Origin of the sequence: Gordonia ajococcus (genome assembly GCF_012974285.1) — a bacterium.
Lineage (GTDB): Bacteria > Actinomycetota > Actinomycetes > Mycobacteriales > Mycobacteriaceae > Gordonia > Gordonia amicalis.
In genome coordinates, this window is sequence record NZ_CP052884.1 from 438842 (window position 1) to 462727 (window position 23886).

The following is a 23886-nucleotide window of genomic DNA, read 5'->3' on the forward strand; positions in this document are numbered from 1 at the left end:
ATGCTGCCGGACCCACGGTTCGGCGCGACCGTCGTGGGCCGTGATGAGCGGAGTTCGCCCAGCACATCGCTAACCTGAATCACGTGAGCGCACGGAAGGCTGCGTCGGTGGGTCAGGCCCCGGCACGCAAGCAGGAGACCCCCCTCGGGTTGGTCCGACGCGCGCGACGGATGAACCGCACCCTCAAGATCGCGTTTCCGCACGTCTACTGCGAACTCGACTTCACCAACCCACTCGAGCTGTCGGTGGCCACGATCCTGTCGGCGCAGTGCACCGACGTGCGGGTCAACCAGACCACCCCGGCGCTGTTCGCGAAGTACCGCACCGCCCGCGACTACGCCGAGGCCGACCGCACCGAACTCGAGGAGATGATCCGCTCCACCGGCTTCTACCGGAACAAGGCGAATGCGATCATCGGACTCGGCCAGGCCCTCGTCGAGCGCTACGACGGCGAGGTCCCCAACAACCTGAAGGACCTGGTGTCGCTACCCGGCTTCGGCCGCAAGACGGCCAACGTCGTCCTGGGCAATGCGTTCGGGATCCCCGGCATCACCGTCGACACGCACTTCGGTCGACTCGTCCGGCGCTGGCAGTGGACCGAGGAAGAGGACCCGGTGAAGGTCGAGCACGCCGTCGGCGAGCTGATCGAGCGCAGGGAGTGGACCGACCTGTCACACCGCGTGATCTTCCACGGCCGTCGTGTGTGCCATGCCCGCAAACCGGCCTGTGGCGTGTGCATCCTCGCCAAGGACTGCCCCGCGGTGGGCACGGGTCCGATGGACAAGGCCGAGGCCGCCGCGCTGGTCAAGGGTCCGGAGACCGACCACCTGCTCCGACTGGCGGGACTCGCCGCGCCGTGAACGACAACACCCCCGCACCGGCGACTCCTCAGCCCGCCGATTCCTCTCCGAGCCTCATGCCACCGGCCTCCCGCTTCCCGGCCGCAGCGCGCTGGACCCTCGTCTTCGTCATCGTGATGGTCGCGCTCATCGTCGCGATCTGGCCCCGCGGTGAGGCCCCGTCGCCGACCACCGGCGCACCGCCGTCGGTCAGCGGTGTCCGGCCCTTGGACGCGCCGGTCGACGAGGCGCGCGTGGCGAAGGCACGCACCGACGCGGCGCTCGCCGACTGCCCGGTCACCGGACTGCCGGAGAGCCCGGGTTCGGTCCTGGCCGGGATCGTCGAACCGTGTCTGGGGACCGGCGCGCCGTACGACATCGGCGCAGCCACCGCGGGCAAGCCCCTCGTCATCAACGTGTGGGCGCAATGGTGCGGACCCTGCAAGACCGAGTTGCCCTACTTCGAGGAATTCGCGGCCCGCGCCGGCGACCGCGTCACGGTGCTGGCACTCCATGCCAAGGAGGGCGGGACCAACCCGTTCTTCCCGCTGACACTGCTCACCGAGATCGGAGTTCGCTTGCCGTCCGTGCTCGATCCCGACGGCCGGGTGGCCGCCGCCATCACCGCGCCGCGAGTCTTCCCGTCGACCGTCTTCCTGCGTCCCGACGGCTCGATCGCCAAGGTGTATCCCGGGGTGTTCGACAGTCCGCAGGAGATCGCCGACGCGGTCGAGGAGTACCTGGACGTGACGGTATGAACGATCACCCGCACGTCGGCCCGCTCGTCCATCACGACGAGATCCCGCCGTGGTTGCATCCGCTGACCAGCGACGTCGCCGCCGTCTCCGAGAGCGTCAACAATCGTGGTGGGGACCGCACGCGATGGGCCCAGTTGTTCATCCGTGATCGTCGCGCGGCTGCGGTCCTCGTGCTGTTCTCCGGTTCCTGGGAGGCCGCCGACGACCATCCCGGCGGCGTTCCGGCCGACGCCGAGGTGCTGCTGACCGAACGCGCGTCGACGCTTCGTCAGCACAGCGGGCAGGTCGCGTTCCCCGGTGGTGCCGCCGATCCGGGTGACGACTTCCCGGTCGGCACCGCACTGCGCGAGGCCCGCGAGGAGACGGGACTCGATGCATCGGGCGTGCACATCCTGGCCAGCCTGCCGACCTTTCCGGTTCCACCGTCGGGCTTCGACGTGGTGCCGGTCATCGGCTGGTGGCACGAGCCGAGTGAGGTCCGCGTCGTCGACCCGGGCGAGACCGCCCGCGTCGACCGCATCAACCTGCGTGAGCTCCTCGCACCCGAGAACCGCTTCCAGGTGCGTCGCTCGGTGATGGGTGGTCGCCTCTATCAGGGGCCGGCCTTCTTCGTCGACGGTCTGCTGGTCTGGGGTTTCACCGGCGGACTCATCGCGGCCATCAGCGAGGCATCCGGGTGGGACAGGCCCTGGGACAAGAACGACATCCGGCCGCTCGACGAGATGATCGAACGCGCCGGCAACCGTCAGGAATCGGGATTCAGCGCCGTCCATCCGCGCGGGATGGTCGACCCGGACACCCATGGCGAACCGGGTGCGGGCTGATGACGGGCTCCACCTGGGTCGATGTCATCGTCATCGTCATCGCGCTCCTCGCGGCGATCAGCGGTTACCGATCCGGTGCCGTCGCCTCAGCGCTGGCGTTCATCGGCGTTGCGCTGGGTGCGGTGGCCGGGTTGTTGCTGGCCCCACATCTGATCGAGCGGTTCGACGACCTGCAGGTTCGTGTACTCGTCGGGATCCTCGTCCTCGTCGTGCTGGTGGTCATCGGTGAGGTGGCCGGCACGGTGCTGGGTCGCGCCGCACGTGGCGGCATCCGGTCGCCTGGGCTGCGGGCCATCGACAGCGGCGTCGGTTCGATACTCCAGGTGGTGGCCGTTCTCCTCGCGGCGGGATTGCTCGCGATCCCCTTGCGCGGTTCCGCCGACCCGGCGATCGCCGGCGCGGTGCGCGACTCCAAGATCCTGACCGGCGTCGAGGTGCTGTCGCCGCAGTGGGTCAACGATCTGCCCGGCGATTTCAAGGCCCTCCTCGACAGTTCGGGGCTGCCCAAGTTCCCGTTCGTGAGCTCGCCGTCGACCAACGTCGACCCTCCTGACCCGGCACTGGCCGGCCTACCTGTGGTCCGCCAGGCAAGGCCGAGCGTCGTCAAGATCGAAGGTGTCGCACCCAGTTGCCGTCAGGCCCTCGAGGGCAGCGGCTTCGTCGTCTCACCCGAGCGTGTGATGACCAATGCCCACGTCGTGGCCGGGACCGAGCGTCTGGAGGTGGAGACCTCGACCGGGGCCCGGTTGCCCGCGAAGGCCGTCCTCTTCGACAGCGACAACGACATCGCCGTCCTCGATGTCCCGGGCCTGCGGGCCCCCGCCCTGAAGTTCGCCTCACGGCCCGCATCGACCGGCGACGACGCCATCGCGCTCGGCTTCCCGGAGGCCGGCCCGTTCTACATCAGTCCGCTGCGGGTGCGGTCGGCGTTCATGCACACCGGTGACGACATCTACCGGACCGGCCAGGTCACGCGTGAGGTCTATGCGGTCCGCGGTTCGATCCGGCAGGGCAATTCCGGTGGGCCGTTGCTGAACTCAGACGGTGAGGTGCTCGGCGTCGTGTTCGGTGCGGCGGAGAACGCGGCCGACGAGACCGGCTTCGTGCTCACCGCCCGTCAGGTGCGTGCCGACTTCGACGAATCCGAGCGGCGAAGCGATCGGGTGAGTACCAAGAGGTGCGTGCTGGCCTGATCCGCCGGGCTTTCTTCGCGGCGACGTCGTTGGTCGCTTCCGGTTTCGTACGGAGGAAGTCGAGGATCGCCTCGGTCACCGCCGCGGGCTGTTCCTGGTGCACGAAGTGTCCGCTGCCCTCGAGCTGCCGGTAGGTCTGGTGCGCCGCCCACCGATGGCCGTCGGCCATGGCGTCGTTCAGTATGTACGGGTCGTCGCGGCCGCGTAGCGCGAGTACCGGCAGATGCAGCCGCTGGTCCATGAGCTCCATGAAACGCATTCCGTCGGGCCGGAACTGGGAGCGGAACGCCCAGCGCCGGTACTCCAGACTGCAATGCGCGACATACGGGATCAGCATCGCCGACCGGTTCAGTTCGACCGTCTGCGCGTAGTCGGGTTCGGCGCGCCAGGCCGGCGACGACCGCTTTGCGAAGTAGTCGGCGATGAACGCCGCGTCGTCCCGCGTGACCTGCCGCTCACCGAGGCGCGGGATCTGGTTGCGCAGGAAGGGCTTCAGGAATTGTGATCGCTGTGCCCGGTCACGTAGCGCGCGCCGGCGCAGTGCCCGCGGGTGAGGCGAGGCGAGGACGACGATCCGGTCGACGACGCGGGGATGCAGGGTCGCTGTCGCCCAGCAGACCAGGCCGCCGTCGGAGTGCCCGATAAGGGTCGCACTGGTGTGTCCGAGAGCTCGGACGAGACCGTTGGTGTCGCCGGCCAGGGTCCAGCCGTCGTAGCCGCGCGGTGGCTTGTCGGTGTCGCCATAGCCGCGCAGGTCGACTGCGACGGCCCGGAAGCCGGCCGCGCCGAGTGCTCTCAGCTGATGTCGCCAGCTCCACCAGAACTCGCCGAAGCCGTGCAGCAGCAGTATGAGCGGCCGGTCGCCGGTGGGGAGCCCAGCCGGTTCGACTGCGTGGAACCGGACACCGTTGGCGCGGACGTCGAGGTGCTCCCAGTCGCCGGGCAGACGAACGCTCGAGGGGTCAGGTGCCTCGCTCAATGCTCAGCCCTCGCGGGCGGGAGGAATCCTCGGATGCGCCGGGGCCTGCGAATGGTCGGAGCCGCGGTTGGGCAGCACGGAGGAAAGCTCGTTGACGGACTCCATCGTCTTCTTCGGGCCACGGACCTTCTTGAAGAAGATGTACCCGACGAGGGTTGCGACGCAGGTGACCACGACCAGGATCAGGAAGACGATGAGGAACGCCAGCCAGCGCCACACGAACTCGTCGAGCAGTTCGGCCAGGAAGAAAAAGAAGAAGAAGCTGGAGTACAGCGCCATCACGCCGGCGACGATCAGCAGACCCGTTCCCGCGCCCGCCTTCTTGGCCTCACCGACGAGTTCCGCCTTGGCCAGGGCGACTTCGGACCGGAACAGCGTCGAGACACTCGCGGTGGCGTCCTTGACCAGGCTCCCGATACTCGGCTCACCGTTCGGGCCGGCGTTCGCGTCGGACAGTGGGATCGAGGGGACGGAGTCCCGGGGGATCGACGGGACGGAGTCCCGGCCCGCTTCGGGCAGGCCGTGCTCGTTGGGGCTCACAGAATCCTCCGTTGTTCGGCTGATGCCATATGTTGCCATGCGTGGGCTCGCGAGGTGGCGGCCCACCCGGCGAGGCGTCGATGAAGTGGCCCGGAACGCGCGATGCGCCACCGGTGAGGCGTTCACCGGTGGCGCATCGACGCTGTCCGTTCCCTCGTGGAGTGAGCGTCTCGAAGGATCAGGCCTTCTTCGCCCGGATCGCCTCGAAGACCGCAGGATCGACGAGCGTCGAGGTGTCGCCGAGCTCGCGGCCCTCGGCGACATCCTTGAGCAGGCGACGCATGATCTTGCCCGATCGCGTCTTGGGCAGCTCCGGCACGACGTTGATCTCGCGCGGCTTGGCGATCGGGGAGATCTCCACCGACACCTGCTGGCGCAGCTCGGCGATCAGCTCGTCGCCGGTGTTCTCGACGCCCTCCCGGAGGATGACGAAGGCGACGATGCCCTGTCCGGTGGTCTCGTCGGCGGCGCCGATGACCGCGGCCTCGGCCACGCCGGAGTGGCCGACGAGGGCCGACTCGACCTCTGCGGTCGAGATGCGGTGGCCGGACACGTTCATCACGTCGTCCACGCGGCCGAGGACCCAGAGGGCGTGGTCCTCGTCGTAGCGGGCACCGTCACCGGCGAAGTACCAGCCCTGGTCGGCGAATCGGGACCAGTAGGTCTCGCGGAAACGCTCCTCGTCACCCCAGATGCCGCGCAGCATCGCCGGCCACGGCTGATCGAGGACGAGGTAGCCCTGCTCGCCTGCGCTGACGGGCTTGCCCGCGTCGTCGACGATGTTCGCGCTGATGCCGGGCAGCGGTTTCATCGCCGAGCCGGGCTTGGTCTCGGTCACACCGGGCAGCGGCGAGATCATGATCGCGCCGGTCTCGGTCTGCCACCAGGTGTCGACGATCGGTGCCTTGCCGCCCCCGATGACCTGGCGGAACCACTTCCACGCCTCGGGATTGATCGGCTCGCCGACGCTGCCGAGGAGGCGGATCGACGACAGATCGTGGGCTTCGGGGATCTGCTGGCCCCACTTCATGAACGTGCGGATCAGGGTCGGGGCGATGTAGTAGATGGTGACGCCGTACTTCTCGATGATCTCGAAGTGGCGGTGCTCGTTGGGCGAGTTGGGGGTGCCCTCGTAGACGACCTCGGTGGCGCCGTTGGAGAGCGGGCCGTAGACGAGGTACGAGTGGCCGGTCACCCAGCCGATGTCGGCGCCACACCAGAAGACGTCCCGGCTTTCCTTGTGGTCGAAGACGTAGTGGAAGGTGTAGCTCACCTGGGTCAGGTAGCCGCCGGAGGAGTGGACGATGCCCTTGGGCTTGCCGGTGGTGCCCGAGGTGTAGAGCAGGAACAGCGGATGCTCGGAGTCGAACGCCTCCGGCTCGTGGACGTCGGACTGCTGGTCGACGGTGTCCTCCCACCACACGTCGCGGCCCTCGACCCAGTTCAGGTCGGGGTCGTGGTCGGTGCGACGGACGACGAGGACCTTCTCGACCGACTTCGCGGCGTCGACGCCGGTGCCCAGCGCCTCGTCGACGTGGGTCTTGAGGGGAGCGGGCTCACCGCGGCGGTACTGGCCGTCGGTGGTGATGACGAGCTTGGCCTCGGCGTCGTCGACGCGGGAGCGCAACGCGCCCGACGAGAAGCCGGCGAACACCACCGAGTGGGTGAGTCCGAGACGCGCACACGCGAGCATCGAGATCAGGGCCTCGGGAACCATCGGCATGTAGATGGCGACGCGGTCGCCGGCCTCCAGGCCGATCGAGGCGAAGTAGTTCGCGGCCTTGCTGACCTCGGCCAGCAGCTGGCTGTAGGTGAGGTCGCGGGTGTCGCCGGGTTCGCCGACCCAGTGGATGGCGACACGATCACCCTTACCTGCGGCGACGTGCCGGTCCACGCAGTTGACCGAGACATTGAGCTTGCCGCCGACGAACCACTTGGCGAACGGGGCGTCCGACCAGTCGAGGGTGTCGGTGAAGTCGGTGGCCCAATCGAGACGGCGTGCCTGTTCCGCCCAGAACTCGAGTCGGTCGGCGTCTGCACGGGCGTAGATCTCGGCGGAGGCATTGGCCTGCGCGGCGAACTCCTCGGACGGCGGGTACGCCTGGACGGTGGTGGAAGACATCGGTGAAATGAGCCTTTCGCTTCTCGACGGCGGGTCAACCCACAGTAAAAGGTGACCCGGCGGGATGACGGATCGCTGGTGTGAGCGTAGTCACGTCACGTTGCAACCGGGTACCGGTGCTCCGCCGAGCGTGATCGATTCGCGATGAGCGGCGGCTCCGCCGCGATGAGCGGTCGCCGTGATTGTGCAGAAGCGTCGGTGTGGCCCGTGAGGACCGCCCACGGGAATGGGTTAGGACAATTGTCCGAAACCGTCACTAACAATAGGCGCGCTGATGGTTCGGCGCGGCCACTCGATGTGGTTTCGGTTTTGTCGGTCGGTTGAACCACTTCCGTCGCGGGCCGAGCGTCATGGCCTCGGGACTCCGGAACCGGGTCCCGGGAACAGGCGATGTGTTCGCGCAACTATCGTCGGGGCGTGACCAACGATCCTCTGGCTCCGCTACTGGACCTTCCTGGTGTGGCCGATGCGGCCGACCGGGCGCGTGACGCGTTGTCCGCGGTCCACCGGCACCCCGCCAACCTGCGTGGATGGGACAAGACGGCCACCGAGGCGTCGTGGCGCGCCGGTCGTTCGTCGGCCGCGATCGACGGGGGAAGTGTCGAACTCCGACGCGACGGGGACTTCGACGATCCGATTCTCGCCGGCGCGATGCGTGTGTCCCAGGCGCTCGACGGGGAATCCCTCGAGATCCTGACCGGCGTGGTCCGACGCGCCCCTGCTCAGGCGCTTGCGCGGCTACACACTCTGGCGGCGGCTGACCTGGTCGAGGATCCCGATCAGCTCGGCCGACCGCGCGCTGAGACGGATGTTGCAGAACGTCTCGACCTGTTGGGGCAGTTGATAACCGGTGCGACATCTGTGCCGGCGCCGGTGCTCACCGCGGTGGTGCACGGCGAGCTTCTCGGGCTCGAGCCGTTCCCCACGGCCAACGGCGTGGTCGCACGTGCCGCGTCGAGGCTGGTCGGTGCGGCGACCGGACTCGACCCCCACTGTCTGGGCGTCCCGGAGGTCACCTGGTTCAAGCGGGTGGCGGAGTATCGGTCGCTGTCCGCGGCGTTCGCCTCAGGCAGTCCGGACGGACTGCGGGACTGGCTCGTGTTCTGCTGCGAGGCGCTCGAAGCCGGTGCGGCGGAGGCGAAGTCGATTGCAGATGCGGCCCGGGCGGGGTAATCCGTTCCGATCCCGGACAGCACTGCGGGCGGCCTCCCTGTCGTTACCGACGAGGTTGCCGCCCGCGTAGCACGGACTCAAGTTACCAAGCGTGCTTGGTGGGTTGTGGTCACCGCCTCGGCGAGGGAACGCGAGTCAGGCCGCCCGAACCGTCCACGTGCTGCCATCTCAGGGCCGTTCTCCCCGGGCTGTCTACCGTCGGGGGAAAGCTGTGGCGCATCAAGTGTGGCGATCGTTTCTCCTGGTCGCGATTTCGCAGGCGCACAACGCTTTTGCCTCTATGCGGCGTGCTCCGCGTGGGTACTTGCCGCCCGTGCTGGGAAGTGCTCGGCGTGGGGGCTCGGTCCTTCTCTTCCGGATCGGGCTTGGCCTTCCGAACTTCCGTACCACTGTTGTACACCGTGATCGCGGTCACATCAAGTGATCGGTGTCCAAATGTTGATCGACCTCTCCGGATCGGCAGGAAGCGCTGCGGGGCAGCGCATTCGGAGCTCCGATGGCCGCACTCGACGCTCTGTGCGTGTTCGGGCAGCGCGTCGTGCGGGAGTCCTCGACCTGCCGGCGGGGGGCTGGTTCGTCATGACCATCAGGGCTGCGGAGGCCGCTCGCGACGCCAGTCGGCGTCGTGGTGCGTCCGCAATTCACCGACTGCAATCTTCCTTGGGGAAATGCGATCGTAGCCGTGGCCTGTATTGCCATCGCGGGGCCCGACCGAGCAGAACGGACATTTGCGAAATGGGATTGTTGTACTTGCAAAGAATCCGAATCCGTGTGTATAGTCGTCGGTACCCGGTTCTGATACCGGCGCCTTTCAGCCCGACCCCCCGGGGCTGAAACGCGACAACCCCGGCCTCCTCCCCCCCTGGCCGGGGTTGTCTTCTATCTTGGGGTCGGCAGCCCGAGATCAGTTGTACCCCGCCCGTCTGTGACGCTGTGGATTCGATCCACAGCATGCTCGGTATCTCCACAGGTGCAGCCGACGCCGGCTGACGGTGCCTTCTCCGCGTCATCATCGACGCATGCCCGATGACCTGCTCGTTCTCGTCGACCCGGACCTGCACGACGACGTCGCGCGCTGCGCGGCGGCCGCCGGTTACCGAACAGTGTTCGGTCGGGCCGACGACTGTCGCCGGGAGTGGCTCACCACCCGGGCGGTGGTTGCCGATCCGGCCGCGATCGCGGTCCTCTCCCTCATTCATCCGCCGCGTCGCGACGGACTGATCCTGGTGAGCGCCGACGAGCCGCACACTGACACCTGGCGATTGGCGATGGACCTCGGCGCGACCGACGCGGCCGCGTTGCCGTCCGACGAGAGTCGCCTGGTCAGGGCGTTGACGGAGGTGCGCGTGCCACGACGCCGGCCTGCCGGGGTCGTGGCGGTCATCGGCGCGCACGGCGGTGCAGGTGCGTCGACGCTGGCCGCCGCGGTGGCTCTCACCAGCGTCGGGCGGGGAGCCCCCACCCTGCTGCTCGATCTCGACGAGGTCGCGCCGGGCGCGGACCTCCTGCTCGGGATCGAGCAGCGTCCGGGACTGCGCTGGCAGGACCTCACCCTCGACGGCGGGGTCGTCGGTGGAACGGCACTGCACCACGCCCTCCCCCGTGCGGAGAGCGGTCTCGCGGTGTTGACCTCCGAGCGTCTCCCGACCCACGGACCGGGAGCGGATGCGGTTGCCGCGGTCATCGACGCAGGTCAGACCCATGGAGATCTGGTAGTGCTCGATCTTCCTCGCGCCGATACCCCCGTCGTCCGCACGGCGATCGCGTCGGCGGATCTCGTCGTGCTGGTCTCGGCGCCCTCGGTCGGTGGTTGCGCCGCGGCGCGGCGTGTCGTCGGCCGTCTCATCGGTGACGAGGTCGCCGTCGAACTGGTGATCCGAGGTCCGTCGCCGGGCGGGTTACGCCCCGCCCAGGTCGCCGACGCGATCGGTGTGCCGCTGATCGCTGCATTCCGGCCGGACCCGCGTCTCCCGGTCCGACTCGAGGGCGGACCGCTGCGTGTTCGACCCCGCAGCCCGCTCGGTCGTGCCGCCCGCGCCGTCCACACGAGAGTCGCCGGGCAGGGGAGGGCGGCGTGACACCGGAACGCACCGACGACGACCTGCTCGAACGCGTCCGGTCTCGCCTGGCCGCGGACGCCGCCGACCCGAGTCCCGCGGTCATCGCCGAGGCGATTCGCGCCGAAGCCGGCGGCGTACTCGGCGACACCGACCTGCTCGCGGCACTCCGCTTCCTCCAGACCGAACTCACCGGCGCCGGCAAACTCGAGGCCCTCCTCGCTGAACCCGACATCGCGGACATCCTCGTCGCCGGACCCGACGACGTGTGGGTCGACCGTGGCCGTGGACTCGAGACGACGACGATCCGTTTTCCCGACGAGGCATCGGTCCGCCGTCTGGCGGGGCGTCTCGCGTTGAGTGCCGGGCGTCGCCTCGACGACGCCCAACCGTGGGTCGACGGGCAGTTGTCGAATGTCGGCCGCCGCGGATACACAGTCCGTCTACACGCGATCATCCCGCCGCTCGCCGCCGACGGGACCTGTATCTCGCTGAGGGTGTTGCGGTCGGCATCGAAGGACCTGCCGAGTCTGATCGACAGCGGCACGATCCCGGCGGAGGTGGTCGGGATGATCGGGGAGATCTTGCGTCACCGCTTCTCGTTTCTGGTCATCGGCGGTACGGGATCCGGTAAGACGACGCTGCTCAACGCCTTGATCGGTGCGATGGATCCCCGTGAGCGCGTCGTGTGTGTCGAAGACGCCCTCGAACTCGCGCCTCGGCACCCTCAAGTGGTGCGGCTGGTGGCGCGCGCGGCGAATGTCGAGGGGGTGGGTGAGGTTCCGGTGCGGGCACTCGTCCGGCAGGCGCTCCGGATGCGACCCGACCGGATCGTCGTGGGGGAGGTGCGCGGCGGCGAGGTCATCGACTTGCTCACCGCACTCAACACCGGACACGACGGCAGCGCCGGTACGGTGCACGCGAACTCGACTTCTGAGGTACCCGCGCGGATGGAAGCCCTTGCCGCACTGGGTGGGATGGGCCGGGACGCGCTGCACAGCCAGTTGGGGGCAGCCCTGCAGATGGTGCTCGGCGTCTCGCGCAGGGCCGACGGGTCGCGCGGGCTGGTCGAGATCGGCGTCGTACGGCGAGCCCCTGACGGACGGATCGACATTGTTCCGATCTGGTTGCGCGACAGCGGTTTCACCGATCATCGGTACCTCTTCGACGCGATGCTCGCGAGTCATCGCCGACTCGACGACGACAACAACCACGAGCTCGGGGACGAGTCCGCGTCGCGGCGGCTGTCGGCATGATGTCGATTCCACCGCTGACCCCGCTGCTGGCCGCCCTCGGGTTCGGTGTCCTGCTGTGGTCACCACCGCCCGCTGGTCGGCGTCTGCGGGTGGTCGTCGGGCGATCCCGCACCGCCCGGTCGTCGAACCCGGCGGTGCTGCTCGCCGTAGGTGCACCGGCCGCGGTCGTGGTGGTCGGTGGGTTACCGGCTGCGGTCGCGGCTGCGATCGTGGTGGCCGTCGTGGTGTGGATTCGACGACGCCGGCTGGCGGAGAAGAAGTTCGATCGTCAGCTCGACGATCTGCTGCTGGCGCTGTCTCTGATGATCGCGGAGCTCTCCGTCGGAGCACCTCCGGTCCACGCCTGCGAGGTCGCCGCCGCCGAACTACGCCGGCGCACGGTCGGCGACCCTCGGGGCTGTTCGGAGATCGCCGACGGGCTCGAGGCGATGGCGTCTCGCGCGTCGCTCGGCGGGTCGGCGATCGAGGGAGGGGAGCCGGATCCGGAAACGACGCCGGGTTCGGAGGTCGGTTCGGGGGCTGCGTCGTGGCGTCGGATCGGAGTCGCCTGGCAGACCGCGGAACAGTACGGCCTGCCGATGGTCGACATGCTGGCCGCGTTGCGATCCGACCTCCGGTCACGCCGGGGATTCGCCGACCGCACACGTGCGGGTTTGTCGGGACCCCGCGCGACCGCCATGGTGCTGGCCGGGCTGCCCCTGCTCGGGATCGCATTGGGTCAGGCGACCGGCGCGGGTCCGATCCAGGTGCTCCTCGGCGGTGGTCTCGGCGGCATCCTGCTGGTGGCCGGGACGGTCTTGGCCGCGGCCGGAGTCGCTTGGTCCGAACGGATCACCGGAAAGGTGCTGGCTCGGTGACCGCAGTGGCAGTCGCAGTGGCGTCGCTGGCTGCAGGGCTGATGATCTGGCCCGGACCGCGCTGGAGGCTGTACCGCGTCATCGACCCACCGCCGGGCCCCGACCGCTCCCCGCGGTGGTTGGGTGCCGGTCCGCCGCGCGAGGACCCCTTCGCCGTGGCGTCCGCCCTCGACCTCTTCGCCGTATGCCTGCGCGCCGGACTGCCGGTGGGAGTCGCGGCCGCCGTCGTCGCCGGTCGTGCCCCGCCGTCGCTCGCTCGGCCACTCACGCGCGTCGCCGACCTCCTCCAGCTCGGCGCCGATCCGGACGCGGCATGGTCGGCGTTGCTCGACGCCGATCCCGCCCCGAAGGCCTCGGGCGACGACCATCTCGATGCCCTCGCCGCCCTGGCCAGGCGATCGGCTCGAGCCGGTTCATCGCTGGCGGGCGGACTCGCGGAACTGGCCGACGACGTTCGACGCCGCGCGCACGACGATGCTCTGGCCGCGGCGGAACGAGCGGGCGTCGCGATCAGCGGCCCGCTCGGATTGTGCTTCCTGCCGGCGTTCATCTGTCTCGGGATCGTGCCGGTGGTGGTGGGTCTGGCGTCGACGGTCCTGGGCGCGTTCTGACGTCGTCGAGCAAACCCACCATTTTTCGACAGATCCTCTACCTCCGATGGGGGTGGATATTCCATCCGTGGTGGGTTTGCGCGCAGAGCGCTCACATCTGTCGGTGCCCGCGAGCACACTGGGGACATGGCGGACAACGGACATCGACATCACGCGATCGACTACGTCGAGCTGACGGTCACCGACATGACGGCGGCGCGCAGGTTCTACGGCGATGCATTCGGCTGGGACTTCAACGATTACGGCCCCGGTTACGCGGGAATCGTCGGACCGGGCGGGGCCGGTTCGCCTGAGGTAGGTGGTCTCGCGCTCGGCGATTCGGCGCCCGCCCGAGGCGGCCCGCTGGTTCTTCTGTATTCCGAGGACCTCGACGCCACGTTGGAGAAGGTGCGTGCGGCGGGTGGCGAAATCGTCAACGGTCCGTACGACTTTCCGGGCGGCCGCCGTTTCCACTTCACCGACCCGAGCGGCAACGAGCTGGGTGTCTGGTCGTCGGCCTGATCGTCCGTTCGGGCGAGATGCGTTCCGCCGTCGAGCAAACCCACCATTCTCCGGCAGATCCACCACCCCCCAGGGGTCGTGAGTCGCTCCATTCGTGGTGGGTTTGCGGGAGTCGGAAATCGGTGGATCCGATTGGACGTCTGATGCGTCCAAGTAGGTGCAGGGCCGGATGGCCGCCCGACTCGACAGGAGAACTCATGAACCACAATCTTTCTCGGATCTTCGACCGTGCCGGTGCGCACGCCACGCGCCTCATCACCGACGAGGACGGCATGTCCACGGCGGAATACGCCATCGGAACGATCGCTGCAGCGGCGTTCGGAGCGATCCTTTACACGGTGATCACCGGCGACAACATCGTCAGTGCGTTGACCGGCATCATCGGGAAGGCGCTCAACACCTCGGTGGGCTGATGCGCCTGCGTGAGTCGAGGATTCGTCTGGTTCGAATCGGTCGGGACGAGTCCGGGATGGCGACCGTCGAGGCGGCGTACGCGATCGCCGCGCTCGTGGTCGCGGTGCTGCTGGCCGTCGGTGCGATCGGTGGCGTGACGGCTCAGATCCGGTGCACCGACGCCGCGCGCGAGGCAGCACGGTTGACTGCGGCAGGCGACGATTCGGCGGGTCAGGTCGCGAAGCGCATGGCGGGGGAGGGAGCGGTGGTGGCAGTTTCGGTCCAGGGTGAGCGGGTCGTCGCTCGGGTGCGCACCTCCGTGGCGTTGCTGCCCGGGCTGGTGGTGTCGGCGCAGGCCGTCGCCGCGAAGGAACCGCGGGGGGAGGATCAGGTGGTCTTCGCACCGGGCGTCGAACCATGAGAGCCGTCGGCGGGGTGGCGTCCGACGACCAGGGCAATGCGACGGTGCTGGGCGCGTTCGCGATCGCCGCTCTAGCAGCGGTTCTGATCATGGTGATCTACGTCGGTGCCGCCGTGCTCGCCCGTCACCGTGCCCAGGCGGCCGCTGACCTGTCCGCTCTGGCGGCGGCCGCTGATCACGTCGCGGGGGAGTCCGACCCGTGCGCGGCTGCCCGCACACTGGCTGCAACGCAACGTCCGTCCGCCGAGGTGGTCTCGTGCCGCATCGACGGCGAGGACGTGCTGGTGTCGGTCCGTGTCCCGGTCGATCTGGGCAGGTTCGGGATGCGATCGGCCGGTGCTTCCGCGCGGGCCGGGCCGGTCGGGTAGCAGCCTGGGGCTAGCTCCGACTGTCCTCGTCGACGACAATCCGCTTCGGATAGACCCGCACCGATTGCATGGGGGCGAACCACAATTGGTGGAAGTGCACATCGGTGTCGCCGCGGTAGGCGAGCTCGAAGGCATCGGTCCCGGTGTTCACGGGGATCCACGGCCGCACCGCCCGGACGAACGACGACCAGTGGATCAGTTCGCCCTCGGTCAAGAACCCGCCCGCGGACGCCCAGGTTTCACCGGACTGTGCGTCGGAGGAGGCGAGATACACCTCACCGAGCGAGGGCGTGATCCGCGGGCCGATCATCGCGGTCTGCAGATACCACTGGGCGGTGGTCACCACAGGGGTGAAGCCGCCGGAGCGGGCCGCGCACCACCCGTAGTGAAGGTCGAGGGCGTCGAGTGCCGCCTCCTCGGAGAAGAACACATCGCTTTCACCGATCGAGGACGGCAGGTTGTCGGTGTTCTGGGTTGGACGCGCCAGCAGGAAGAAGGCGCGCGACGGCCGGGTCACCAGCCGCCTCATTCCGATCCCCCCGTCGGATGCCTCGTCATGCATGAGCCAAGTATTGCCGAGACAACAGGTCGAGGACGGCTACTGCGCCATCTTTGTCCAGCGGATCATTACCGTTGCCACACTTGGGGCTCTGCACACAAGACGGGCATCCGCTCTCGCATCCGCAGCTCGCGACCGCGTCCCGGGTGGCGTTGATCCAGGTGAGGAAGGCGGAGTGCCCCCGCTCAGCAAAGCCCGCCCCACCCATGTACCCGTCGTAGACGAAGACCGTCGGCAATCCGGTGTCGGGATGGAGGTCGGTGGACACGCCGCCGATGTCCCAGCGGTCGCAGGTCGCCACGAGTGGGAGCAGGCCGATGGCGGCGTGCTCGGCCGCATGCAGCGAGCCGGGGAGTCGTGTCTCGTCGATCCCGGCCTCGGCCAGCACCTCCGGCGTGAGTGTGTACATGACCGCCCGGGTGTGCAGGGTCTGCTCGGGCATGTCGAGCTCGACGGCGTCGAGCACCTCACCGGTCCGCAGCGTACGGAGGTACCCGACCACCTGATGCGTGACGTCGACCTCCACGAAGGCAACGGTCAAGGGGCCGAACCGTCGGCTCTCCAGGGTCGAGGTGATCGAGATGTCGGTGGTCTCGCGCGCCGACGTGGTCCAGTCGGGGTCCTCCGGATGGGCCAGGGCCAGACCGTCATCGAGGTCGAGTTCGTCGACGAGGTACGTCTCGCCCTGATGGATGTGCACCGCCCCGGGATGCACCGTCGACATCGCGCGCCCGGTGTCGACGGTGCCCAGGACCTGCGAGGTCGTGGTGTCGACGATCAGGACCTGTCCGCCGATGCCGCCCCGGATGTCGACCTCGGCGTGTGGTTCGACGCCGGCGGCGACGTACCAGCCCGACTTGCGTTTGCGCAGCAGTCCTTCGGCCGCCAGCTCCTCGGCCACCGGCCGAGCGTCCCACGCGTCGATCTCGGTCTCCGACAATGGCTTCTCCGCGGCGGCACATAGCAGGTGCGGCCCGAGGATGTACGGGTTGGCCGGATCGGTGACGGTGGCCTCGACCGGCTTGCCGAGAAGTGAGTCGGGATGGTGCACGAGGTAGGTGTCGAGTGGATCGTCGCGGGCGACCAGCACCACCAGCGAATCCCCGGACTCGCGTTGCCGCCCGGCACGACCCGCCTGTTGCCAGAACGACGCGACCGTGCCCGGGTAGCCGCTGACGATCACCGCGTCCAATCCGCTGATGTCGACACCCAATTCGAGTGCGTTGGTGGTCGCGACACCGAGGAGGTCACCGTCGGAGATCGCCTTCTCGAGCTTGCGCCGGTCGTCGGCGAGATAGCCTGCCCGGTAGGCCCCGACCCTCGATTCGAGTTCGGGTGCACTCTGCGACAACAGGTTCCGCGCCGACAGCGCGGTGAGTTCGACGCCGCGCCGGCTGCGTGCGAAACACAGTGTCCGCGCTCCCTCGATGACGAAATCGGCCAGCAGGCGGGCAGATTCGGCACCCGCGGAGCGTCGAACCGGTGCACCGTTCTCGCCGGTGACCACCGGCAGGAAGTCGGGTTCCCACAATGCGACGGTGCGCTCACCGCGGGGCGAACTGTCCTCGGTCACGGCGACAGCGGGCTCACCGATCAAGCGGCCCAACGCCTCCGCGGGTTGTGCGACCGTCGCGCTGGCGCCGATCACCGTCGGATCGGCGCCGGCCGCGCGGGCGATCCGGAGGAGCCGTCGCATCACGAGCGCGGTGTGCGAGCCGAAGACGCCACGGTAGTGATGGCATTCGTCGACGACGATGAAACGGAGATTCCGGAAGAACTGACGCCACCGGGCGTGATGGGAGAGGATGCCGATGTGCAGCATGTCGGGGTTGGTGAAGATCCAGCGTGAGTGCACGCGCGCCCACTGCCGGATCTCGGGGTCGGTGTCCCCGTCGTAGGCGCAGGGCTGCAGGTGCCCGAACTCGGGCCGTCCGGCGATGACCGACGACACCGCCCGGATCTGGTCCGCGCCCAGTGCTTTCGTCGGAGCCAGATATAGCGCTGTCGAATTCCTGTCATTCAGCAGAGTCGAAAGAATCGGCATTTGGTAAGACAGCGATTTACCCGATGCGGTGCCGGTGCAAATGGCAACGTGATTTCCACGAAATGCTTCGTCGGCGGCTCGGGCCTGATGAGTCCAGACACGTTCGATGCCGTTCTCCGTGTAGGCGTCGAGCAGAGCTTTCGGTACCCACTCCGGCCAGTCGGCGAAAGCCGCAGGGCGCGACGGGATTACCGACAGATGGGTGAGTGGGGAATGGTCGGGGTCGGCGCCCGCGAGGGACCTCGCGAGGAGGTCTGTCCCGAATGTGGAGTACTGCATTTTATGGAGGAAACTCTTCGAATTGGTGTCGCCGCGGGAGGTCTGGGGAGGTCGGGATGTTACCGACGGATGTCGTAGTGCTGAAGTTTGGCGAGGTTTTTGCTCATCTTGGTTGATGCGACTATCGCAACTGGGCCGGACATGATTGACTGGGTGCGGCCGCAGCTTTCGCAACCCGTCGAGGCGGGCGACAAGCGTGTTGCAGCCGTGGTACTGAGGTTAGTTTGGCGGATCGAAGCAGATCTTCGCGGGGCTCTTTGAGGTATGGCGGTCAACCGGCCACGACGTGATGACCCATCGCGTCGCGACAGTTGATATGTAAAGGATTGCAAGACATGGCACAGGGAACTGTGAAGTGGTTCAACGCGGAAAAGGGCTTCGGCTTCATCGCGCCTGACGAGGGCTCCGACGACGTGTTCGTCCACTACTCCGAGATCCAGGGATCCGGTTTCCGCACCCTCGAGGAGAACCAGCGGGTGGAGTTCGAGGTCGGCCAGGGCACCAAGGGCCCCCAGGCCACCGGCGTTCGCGCGGTCTGAGACCACCTGCGCAACTGCACACGCAGATTGCCGACAACCGCTCCCGTCTCGATCAGTCGAGGCGGGAGCGGTTTGTTGTCTGGGGCCGGGTAGGGCGCTGACGCGAACCGCCGCCGGAAAGGCCGGTTTCCGAGACCCCGACCACCTAATCTCGATCTGTGGGCCAGTTGTCGTTTTTCTCCGCGGAGACCGAGGAGCCCGCGTACTCCGATCTCGCGGGTCTGCTCGCGGCGCACGGTCAGGCCGTCCGTTCGGATTCCGGTACGCGGGTCTCGATCGTCGTCCGCGATCGCTGGCGCGCGGAGCAGATCGTCGAAGAGATGCGGGCCTCCGGTCTCGAGGCCGAGGTCACCGCGTCGGACGAGGGCACCGCGTCGGACGAGGGCACTCCGCTGGCTCGCACCGCGTCGTGTCATGAGCTCGACGCGCTCCACGAGGCATGGTCGGCCGGGGCGGTCAAGGCGATGCCCGCCGGCTGGATCCCGTCGTACCGGGCGTTGCGATTGTGGGTGATCGCCTCCGGACACTCCGATGCCGGTCGCTACCAGCTCGGCCTGGACCCGCATGCTCCTGACACCCACGCGGCCCTCGCGACGGCTCTGATGAGGGTCGGAATCGCACCCACTCTGGTCGGTACCCGTGGCCATTCACCTGCACTTCGCATCGCCGGGCACCGTCGTCTCGTCCGTCTGCACGAGTACGTGGGTCCGCCGCCCAATGCCGCCGCCGTGCCGGATTGGCCACCTGCGGACATACATTAGCGATCTCGTCGACAATTCCCTGAACTGGGAAAACGCTGGCTGGAAACGCGGTATGGGTCACATCTGACGACGCGACACGGAATTCAGATGTGCAAACGGCGCTATACATAAGGTACAAACCCATCGAACACACCTGTATCGACACACAGGAAGTTCTCCACCCAGTCAACCGAAGGACGCCCCGGTGGCCGAGACCAGCACTGCATCCCGCTCCAGTGGGGGAATCCGACGACTCGTGATCGTCGAGTCCCCTACCAAGGCGCGCAAGATCGCCGGTTACCTCGGCTCCAACTACGTCGTGGAGTCGTCCCGCGGCCACATCCGCGACCTGCCGCGCGGCGCCGCCGACGTGCCCGCCAAGTACAAGGGACAGCCCTGGGCGCGCCTCGGAGTGAACGTCGACGACAACTTCGAACCGCTGTACGTCGTCTCGCCGGACAAGAAGACCACCGTCAGCGAGCTGAAGTCGCTGATGAAGGACGTCGACGAGCTCTACCTCGCCACGGACGGTGACCGTGAGGGGGAGGCCATTGCCTGGCACCTCCTCGAGACGCTCAAGCCGAAGATCCCGGTCAAGCGGATGGTGTTCCACGAGATCACCGAGCCCGCCATCCGGGCGGCCGCCGAGAATCCCCGTGACCTCGACATCGACCTGGTCGACGCCCAGGAGACCCGCCGCATCCTCGACCGCCTCTACGGCTACGAGGTGTCGCCGGTCCTGTGGAAGAAGGTCATGCCGAAGCTGTCGGCCGGCCGCGTGCAGTCCGTCGCGACGCGCATCATCGTCGAACGTGAACGTGAGCGCATGGCGTTCGTGTCCGCCGAGTACTGGGACATCTCCGCGACGATGGACGCGGGCGCCGATGCCAGCCCTTCGACGTTCAAGGCGCGACTGGTCAACGTCGACGCGGCGCGCGTCGCCACCGGCCGTGACTTCGAGGCGACCGGTGAGCTGAGGAAGTCCGACGGCGTCGTCGTCCTCGACGCCGACCGCGCCGAGAGCCTGGCGGCAGGCCTGCGCGGCGCCGCCATGACGGTGACGTCGGTCGAGGAGAAGCCCTACACGCGTCGTCCGTATGCGCCGTTCATGACGTCGACGCTGCAGCAGGAGGCCGGCCGCAAGCTGCGGTTCACCTCCGACCGCACCATGCGCATCGCGCAGCGACTGTACGAGAACGGCTTCATCACCTACATGCGTACCGACTCGACGAGCCTGAGCGAGTCGGCGATCAACGCCGCCCGTGCCCAGGCCCGTGAGCTGTACGGCGACAATTTCGTCCACCCGACGCCGCGTCAGTACACCCGCAAGGTCAAGAACGCGCAGGAGGCCCACGAGGCGATCCGTCCCGCGGGCGAGACCTTCCGTACCCCCGGACAGGTCGCCGGACAGCTCGAGGCCGACGAGTTCCGTCTCTACGAGCTCATCTGGCAGCGCACCGTCGCCTCGCAGATGGCCGACGCCAAGGGCACCACGCTGAGCCTGCGGATCGCGGGTACGGCGTCCTCCGGAGAGCGTGCGACCTTCGCCGCGTCGGGCCGCACCATCACGTTCCCCGGCTTCCTGTCGGCCTACGTCGAGACCGTCGACGAGCAGACCGGCGGCCAGGCCGACGACGCCGAGAACCGGCTGCCGCAGCTGACCGAGGGACAGTCGCTCACCGCGATCGAGCTCACCGCCGACGGCCACTCGACCAACCCGCCCGCCCGGTTCACCGAGGCGTCGCTGGTCAAGGTGCTCGAAGAGCTGGGCATCGGCCGTCCGTCGACCTATGCCTCGATCATCGGCACCATCCAGGACCGCGGCTACGTCGTGAAGAAGGGCAACGCCCTCGTCCCGTCGTGGATCGCCTTCGCGGTGGTCGGGTTGCTCGAGGCGTACTTCGAGAGCCTCGTCGACTACGACTTCACCGCGACCCTCGAGGACGACCTCGACCAGATCGCCACCGGCAACGAGAACCGCACGAAATGGCTGTCGGAGTTCTACTTCGGAGACGAGCGGTCCGGTGACGCCGAAGCACGCTCCGCGCACTCGGCCATCGCCCAGTACGGCGGACTCAAGAAGCTCGTCGGCGTCAATCTCGAGGAGATCGACGCACGACAGGTCAACTCGATCCGGCTCTTCGACGACGAGGAGGGCCGTCCGATCTACGTGCGCGTCGGCCGCTTCGGTCCGTATCTCGAGCGCGACGTCAACGCGAACAAGAAGACCGACGCCGACGCGGAACCCGATCTGCAGCGCGCCAACCTGCCCGCCGACATCACCCCCGACGAGCTGACCCTGGCCGTCGCGGAGAAGCTGTTCGCGACGCCCCAGGAGGGTCGCACACTGGGCGTCGACCCGGTGACCGGCCACGAGATCGTCGCCAAGGAGGGGCGCTTCGGCCCCTACGTGACCGAGATCCTGCCGTCCGACGAGGATGACGACGACGGCGAGGCCCCGATCACCATCCCCGCGGGCCCGACACCGCGCGACGGCGGGTCCCCCGGAGCAGGCGGCAGCGATGCCGGCGACGCCGATGTCGTCCCGCTGGACTCCCCGGGCGGCGGCACCACCACGAAGACCAAACCGGCAGCGAAGAAGGTCGCCAAGAAGGCGGCGAAGAAGGCCGGTCCCAAGCCGCGCACCGGTTCGCTGTTCAAGTCGATGGACATCTCGACGGTCACCCTCGACGAGGCGCTGAAGCTGTTGTCGCTGCCGCGGGTCGTCGGCGTCGACCCGGAGTCCGGTGACGAGATCACCGCACAGAACGGTCGCTATGGGCCGTACCTCAAGAAGGGGTCCGATTCGCGGTCTCTCGGAAGCGAGGAACAACTCTTCGAGATCACCCTCGACGAGGCGCTCAAAATCTACTCCGAGCCCAAGCGTCGTGGACGGCAGGCCGCCGCGCCGCCGCTGCGCGAGCTGGGCAAGGACGACGAGGTCAGCGGCAAGCCGATGGTCATCAAGGACGGTCGCTTCGGCCCGTACGTGACCGACGGCGAGACCAACGCCAGCCTGCGCAAGGGCGACGAGGTCGACTCGATCACGCCTGAACGTGCGATGGAGCTCCTCGCCGATCGGCGTGCCCGTGGCCCGGCCAAGAAGGCGGCGAAGAAGGCTGCCAAGAAGGCACCGGCCAAGAAGGCTGCGAAGAAGACAGCCGCCAAGAAGACCACCGCCAAGAAGACCACCGCGAAGAAGGCTGCCGCGAAGAAGACGACAGCCAAGAAGACCGCTGCCAAGAAAGCCGAGCCGTCGGAGGACTGAAGCCGGCCCCCTTGTGACATCCCTCCGTAAGCTCCGAGGCGTCTCAGGGAGCGCGGGGCGGGCTACCCGAGGACGGTGTCGAGGTCAGTCCCTGCGGTAGGGCGCCATGTGTGGTCGTGCGAGGAGGGTCTCGATCCCTCGTCCGCGCAGCTCGACGCCCTCACCGATCTCCCAGTGTTCGGCTTCCTCGTGCGAGGCGAGGAACACCGCGCGGGCCGAACCGAGGACGCGGGTCGGTTCGTCTTTGGCGAGTTCGGTCAGCCGGGCGGCCTCGTTCACCGGGTCGCCGATGACGGTGTATTCGAGGCGCTGTTCGGCGCCGATGTGACCGGCAATCGCTTTACCCGCGGAGACGCCGATTCCGATGTCGGTGTCGCCGAGGGTCTCGTAGAGCTCGGCGCGCAACTCACGTGCGGAGGCCAATGCGCGCCCGGCGAAGTCGTCGAGGTCGAGCGGAGCGCCGAAGATGGCGAGGGCCGCATCACCCTGGAACTTGTTGACGAAGCCGCCGTGACGTCCGACGACAGCGACGACCACTCGGAAGAACTCGTTGAGCAGTTCGACGATCTCGCGCGGCGGACGGTTCACGGCCAGGCGCGTCGAGCCGACGATGTCGACGAACAGGACGCCGACGTAGCGTTCCTCGCCGCCGAGTTCGGTGCCGGTCTCGATGGCGCGTCGTGCGACGTCCTCGCCGACGTAGCGGCCGAACAGGTTGCGTAGTTCCTGGCGTTCGCGCAGGTCGGCGACCATGTCGTTGAAGCCTGCCTGCAGTAGACCGAGGTCGCTGCCGTCGTAGATCTTCACCGCGACGTTCAGGTCGCCGTCGCTGACCTTCGACTGCGCCCGACGCAGCTGTTTGATCGGGTCGTTGATCGCGGCGACCACTCGCACGATCGCGATGACGCTGAACGCGAGCGCCGACACCGCCATCCACAGGATCGGACGTTCCAGCCCGGTGGAGTCGGCTTCGATGATCCCGAGGCGGTGCAGCACGATCATCCCGATGATCACGACCATCGGCGCCACCACGCTGATCACCCAGAACGCCGTGATCCGGGTGGTCACGCTCGGCGCGATCGCGTGGTCGGGGTTGTTGGCCATCGCCGCGACGGTGATCGGCCGCAGCACCTTTTCGGCCTGCATGTAGCTCAGCGCGCACGTGACCATGGCACCGATGGCGCTCGCGATCGCGACGATGAAGGCGTTCTTGGACGACACCGTCAGATTGACCAGGGTGAACAGCGTGCCACCCACGACCCACAGCGCGGCGTTGACGACCGTCAGCAGGGTGGGCAGGGCGAGAGCGCGGCGTCGGGCGGCCTCGTTGTCGAGTCGCGTGCGTCTGCGATGCCACACGAGGACCGGCAGCGACAGCTGGATACTCGCGTAACCTCCGATGACCATCGCGATCAACAGGTAGCCCGCGAAGATCGCCTGATTCAGCGCGGTGATCTCGTCGAGACTGATCGAGTCCTGGAGTGGCATCCCGAAGCGGAGGAATGCGAAGGTGAACAGCGCGCCGACGAGGTTGGCACGGAGCATGTCGAGCGCGAGAATCGGCC

General features: G+C 67.9%; 22 protein-coding genes. 16 read left to right on the forward strand and 6 right to left on the reverse strand.

The genetic code is table 11. From position 1 onward, the window contains the following. Nucleotides 1-83: 83 nt before the first annotated feature. Genes nth through GAA2_RS01955 form a run of 4 tightly spaced genes read left to right on the forward strand, consistent with a single transcriptional unit; the run spans nucleotide 84 to nucleotide 3614 of the window. Nucleotides 84-860: an endonuclease III gene (gene nth / locus GAA2_RS01940; protein ID WP_191834673.1), complete on the forward strand. Its 777-nt coding sequence runs from the start codon at nucleotides 84-86 to the stop codon at nucleotides 858-860. After that, nucleotides 857-1597, forward strand: coding sequence for a TlpA family protein disulfide reductase (locus tag GAA2_RS01945; RefSeq protein WP_096272880.1), 741 nt, complete (start codon nucleotides 857-859; stop codon nucleotides 1595-1597). Before nth ends, GAA2_RS01945 begins: the two co-directional genes overlap by 4 nt. Next, nucleotides 1594-2421 (forward strand): NUDIX hydrolase, encoded by an 828-nt coding sequence (locus GAA2_RS01950; RefSeq protein ID WP_096272882.1) that lies wholly within the window; start codon nucleotides 1594-1596, stop codon nucleotides 2419-2421. The genes GAA2_RS01945 and GAA2_RS01950 overlap by 4 nt, the downstream gene beginning before the upstream one ends. Further along, nucleotides 2421-3614 carry a MarP family serine protease gene (locus GAA2_RS01955; protein WP_096272883.1) on the forward strand — a complete coding sequence of 398 codons (1194 nt, stop codon included), beginning with the start codon at nucleotides 2421-2423 and terminating at the stop codon, nucleotides 3612-3614. Before GAA2_RS01950 ends, GAA2_RS01955 begins: the two co-directional genes overlap by 1 nt. Here the strand turns inward: GAA2_RS01955 and GAA2_RS01960 are convergent. The 3 genes from GAA2_RS01960 to acs form a co-directional block, all read right to left on the reverse strand. After that, nucleotides 3529-4593, reverse strand: a complete 1065-nt coding sequence (locus GAA2_RS01960; RefSeq protein WP_159405414.1) for an alpha/beta fold hydrolase — start codon at nucleotides 4591-4593, stop codon at nucleotides 3529-3531. The genes GAA2_RS01955 and GAA2_RS01960 overlap by 86 nt on opposite strands. Nucleotides 4594-4596: 3 nt before the next feature. Then, nucleotides 4597-5133: a phage holin family protein gene (locus tag GAA2_RS01965; RefSeq protein ID WP_006435087.1), complete on the reverse strand. Its 537-nt coding sequence runs from the start codon at nucleotides 5131-5133 to the stop codon at nucleotides 4597-4599. 178 nt (nucleotides 5134-5311) lie between these two features. After that, a complete protein-coding gene (gene acs, locus GAA2_RS01970; protein WP_024499546.1) occupies nucleotides 5312-7255 on the reverse strand; it encodes an acetate--CoA ligase in 1944 nt (647 codons plus the stop codon). A 417-nt stretch (nucleotides 7256-7672) separates the two neighbouring features. On the opposite strand from acs, the gene GAA2_RS01975 reads away from it, so the two are divergent. The 9 genes from GAA2_RS01975 to GAA2_RS02015 all read left to right on the forward strand — a co-directional run bounded on the left by GAA2_RS01975 (nucleotide 7673) and on the right by GAA2_RS02015 (nucleotide 14892). Beyond that, the gene (locus GAA2_RS01975; protein WP_006435085.1) at nucleotides 7673-8428 is read left to right on the forward strand and encodes a hypothetical protein; all 756 of its coding nucleotides are present in this window, start codon (nucleotides 7673-7675) and stop codon (nucleotides 8426-8428) included. Nucleotides 8429-9447: 1019 nt separating this feature from the next. Next, complete coding sequence (ssd, locus tag GAA2_RS01980; protein ID WP_191834674.1) at nucleotides 9448-10506, forward strand: septum site-determining protein Ssd; 1059 nt, start codon at nucleotides 9448-9450, stop codon at nucleotides 10504-10506. Further along, complete coding sequence (locus tag GAA2_RS01985; protein ID WP_024499543.1) at nucleotides 10503-11741, forward strand: TadA family conjugal transfer-associated ATPase; 1239 nt, start codon at nucleotides 10503-10505, stop codon at nucleotides 11739-11741. Before ssd ends, GAA2_RS01985 begins: the two co-directional genes overlap by 4 nt. Continuing rightward, complete coding sequence (locus GAA2_RS01990) at nucleotides 11741-12598, forward strand: type II secretion system F family protein (protein ID WP_394854768.1); 858 nt, start codon at nucleotides 11741-11743, stop codon at nucleotides 12596-12598. Before GAA2_RS01985 ends, GAA2_RS01990 begins: the two co-directional genes overlap by 1 nt. Next, nucleotides 12595-13209: a type II secretion system F family protein gene (locus GAA2_RS01995; RefSeq protein ID WP_024499541.1), complete on the forward strand. Its 615-nt coding sequence runs from the start codon at nucleotides 12595-12597 to the stop codon at nucleotides 13207-13209. Before GAA2_RS01990 ends, GAA2_RS01995 begins: the two co-directional genes overlap by 4 nt. Before the next feature lie 126 nt (nucleotides 13210-13335). Continuing rightward, nucleotides 13336-13710: a VOC family protein gene (locus tag GAA2_RS02000; protein ID WP_006435080.1), complete on the forward strand. Its 375-nt coding sequence runs from the start codon at nucleotides 13336-13338 to the stop codon at nucleotides 13708-13710. Between the two features lie 197 nt (nucleotides 13711-13907). After that, complete coding sequence (locus tag GAA2_RS02005; protein ID WP_006435079.1) at nucleotides 13908-14123, forward strand: DUF4244 domain-containing protein; 216 nt, start codon at nucleotides 13908-13910, stop codon at nucleotides 14121-14123. Next, nucleotides 14123-14524, forward strand: a complete 402-nt coding sequence (locus GAA2_RS02010; RefSeq protein WP_006435078.1) for a TadE family type IV pilus minor pilin — start codon at nucleotides 14123-14125, stop codon at nucleotides 14522-14524. Before GAA2_RS02005 ends, GAA2_RS02010 begins: the two co-directional genes overlap by 1 nt. Beyond that, nucleotides 14521-14892: an Rv3654c family TadE-like protein gene (locus GAA2_RS02015; RefSeq protein WP_024499538.1), complete on the forward strand. Its 372-nt coding sequence runs from the start codon at nucleotides 14521-14523 to the stop codon at nucleotides 14890-14892. Before GAA2_RS02010 ends, GAA2_RS02015 begins: the two co-directional genes overlap by 4 nt. 10 nt (nucleotides 14893-14902) lie before the next feature. On the opposite strand, the gene GAA2_RS02020 is transcribed toward GAA2_RS02015, so the two are convergent. Then, complete coding sequence (locus tag GAA2_RS02020; RefSeq protein ID WP_024499537.1) at nucleotides 14903-15454, reverse strand: hypothetical protein; 552 nt, start codon at nucleotides 15452-15454, stop codon at nucleotides 14903-14905. Next, nucleotides 15447-17774 (reverse strand): DEAD/DEAH box helicase, encoded by a 2328-nt coding sequence (locus GAA2_RS02025; RefSeq protein WP_191834675.1) that lies wholly within the window; start codon nucleotides 17772-17774, stop codon nucleotides 15447-15449. The genes GAA2_RS02020 and GAA2_RS02025 overlap by 8 nt, the downstream gene beginning before the upstream one ends. 335 nt (nucleotides 17775-18109) lie before the next feature. Here GAA2_RS02025 and GAA2_RS02030 point away from each other — a divergent pair, with 335 nt between their 5' ends. From GAA2_RS02030 to topA, 3 genes are all read left to right on the forward strand, one after another. Then, entirely contained in the window at nucleotides 18110-18313 is a 204-nt protein-coding gene (locus tag GAA2_RS02030; protein WP_004022110.1) for a cold-shock protein, read from the forward strand. A gap of 158 nt (nucleotides 18314-18471) precedes the next feature. Further along, entirely contained in the window at nucleotides 18472-19074 is a 603-nt protein-coding gene (locus GAA2_RS02035; RefSeq protein ID WP_191834676.1) for a hypothetical protein, read from the forward strand. A gap of 184 nt (nucleotides 19075-19258) precedes the next feature. Next, a complete protein-coding gene (gene topA / locus GAA2_RS02040) occupies nucleotides 19259-22321 on the forward strand; it encodes a type I DNA topoisomerase (protein ID WP_159405410.1) in 3063 nt (1020 codons plus the stop codon). 84 nt (nucleotides 22322-22405) lie between these two features. Here the strand turns inward: topA and GAA2_RS02045 are convergent, their stop codons facing one another. Beyond that, on the reverse strand, nucleotides 22406-23866 hold the full coding sequence (locus GAA2_RS02045; RefSeq protein WP_081712464.1) for an adenylate/guanylate cyclase domain-containing protein: 1461 nt from the start codon (nucleotides 23864-23866) through the stop codon (nucleotides 22406-22408). Nucleotides 23867-23886 lie beyond the last annotated feature (20 nt).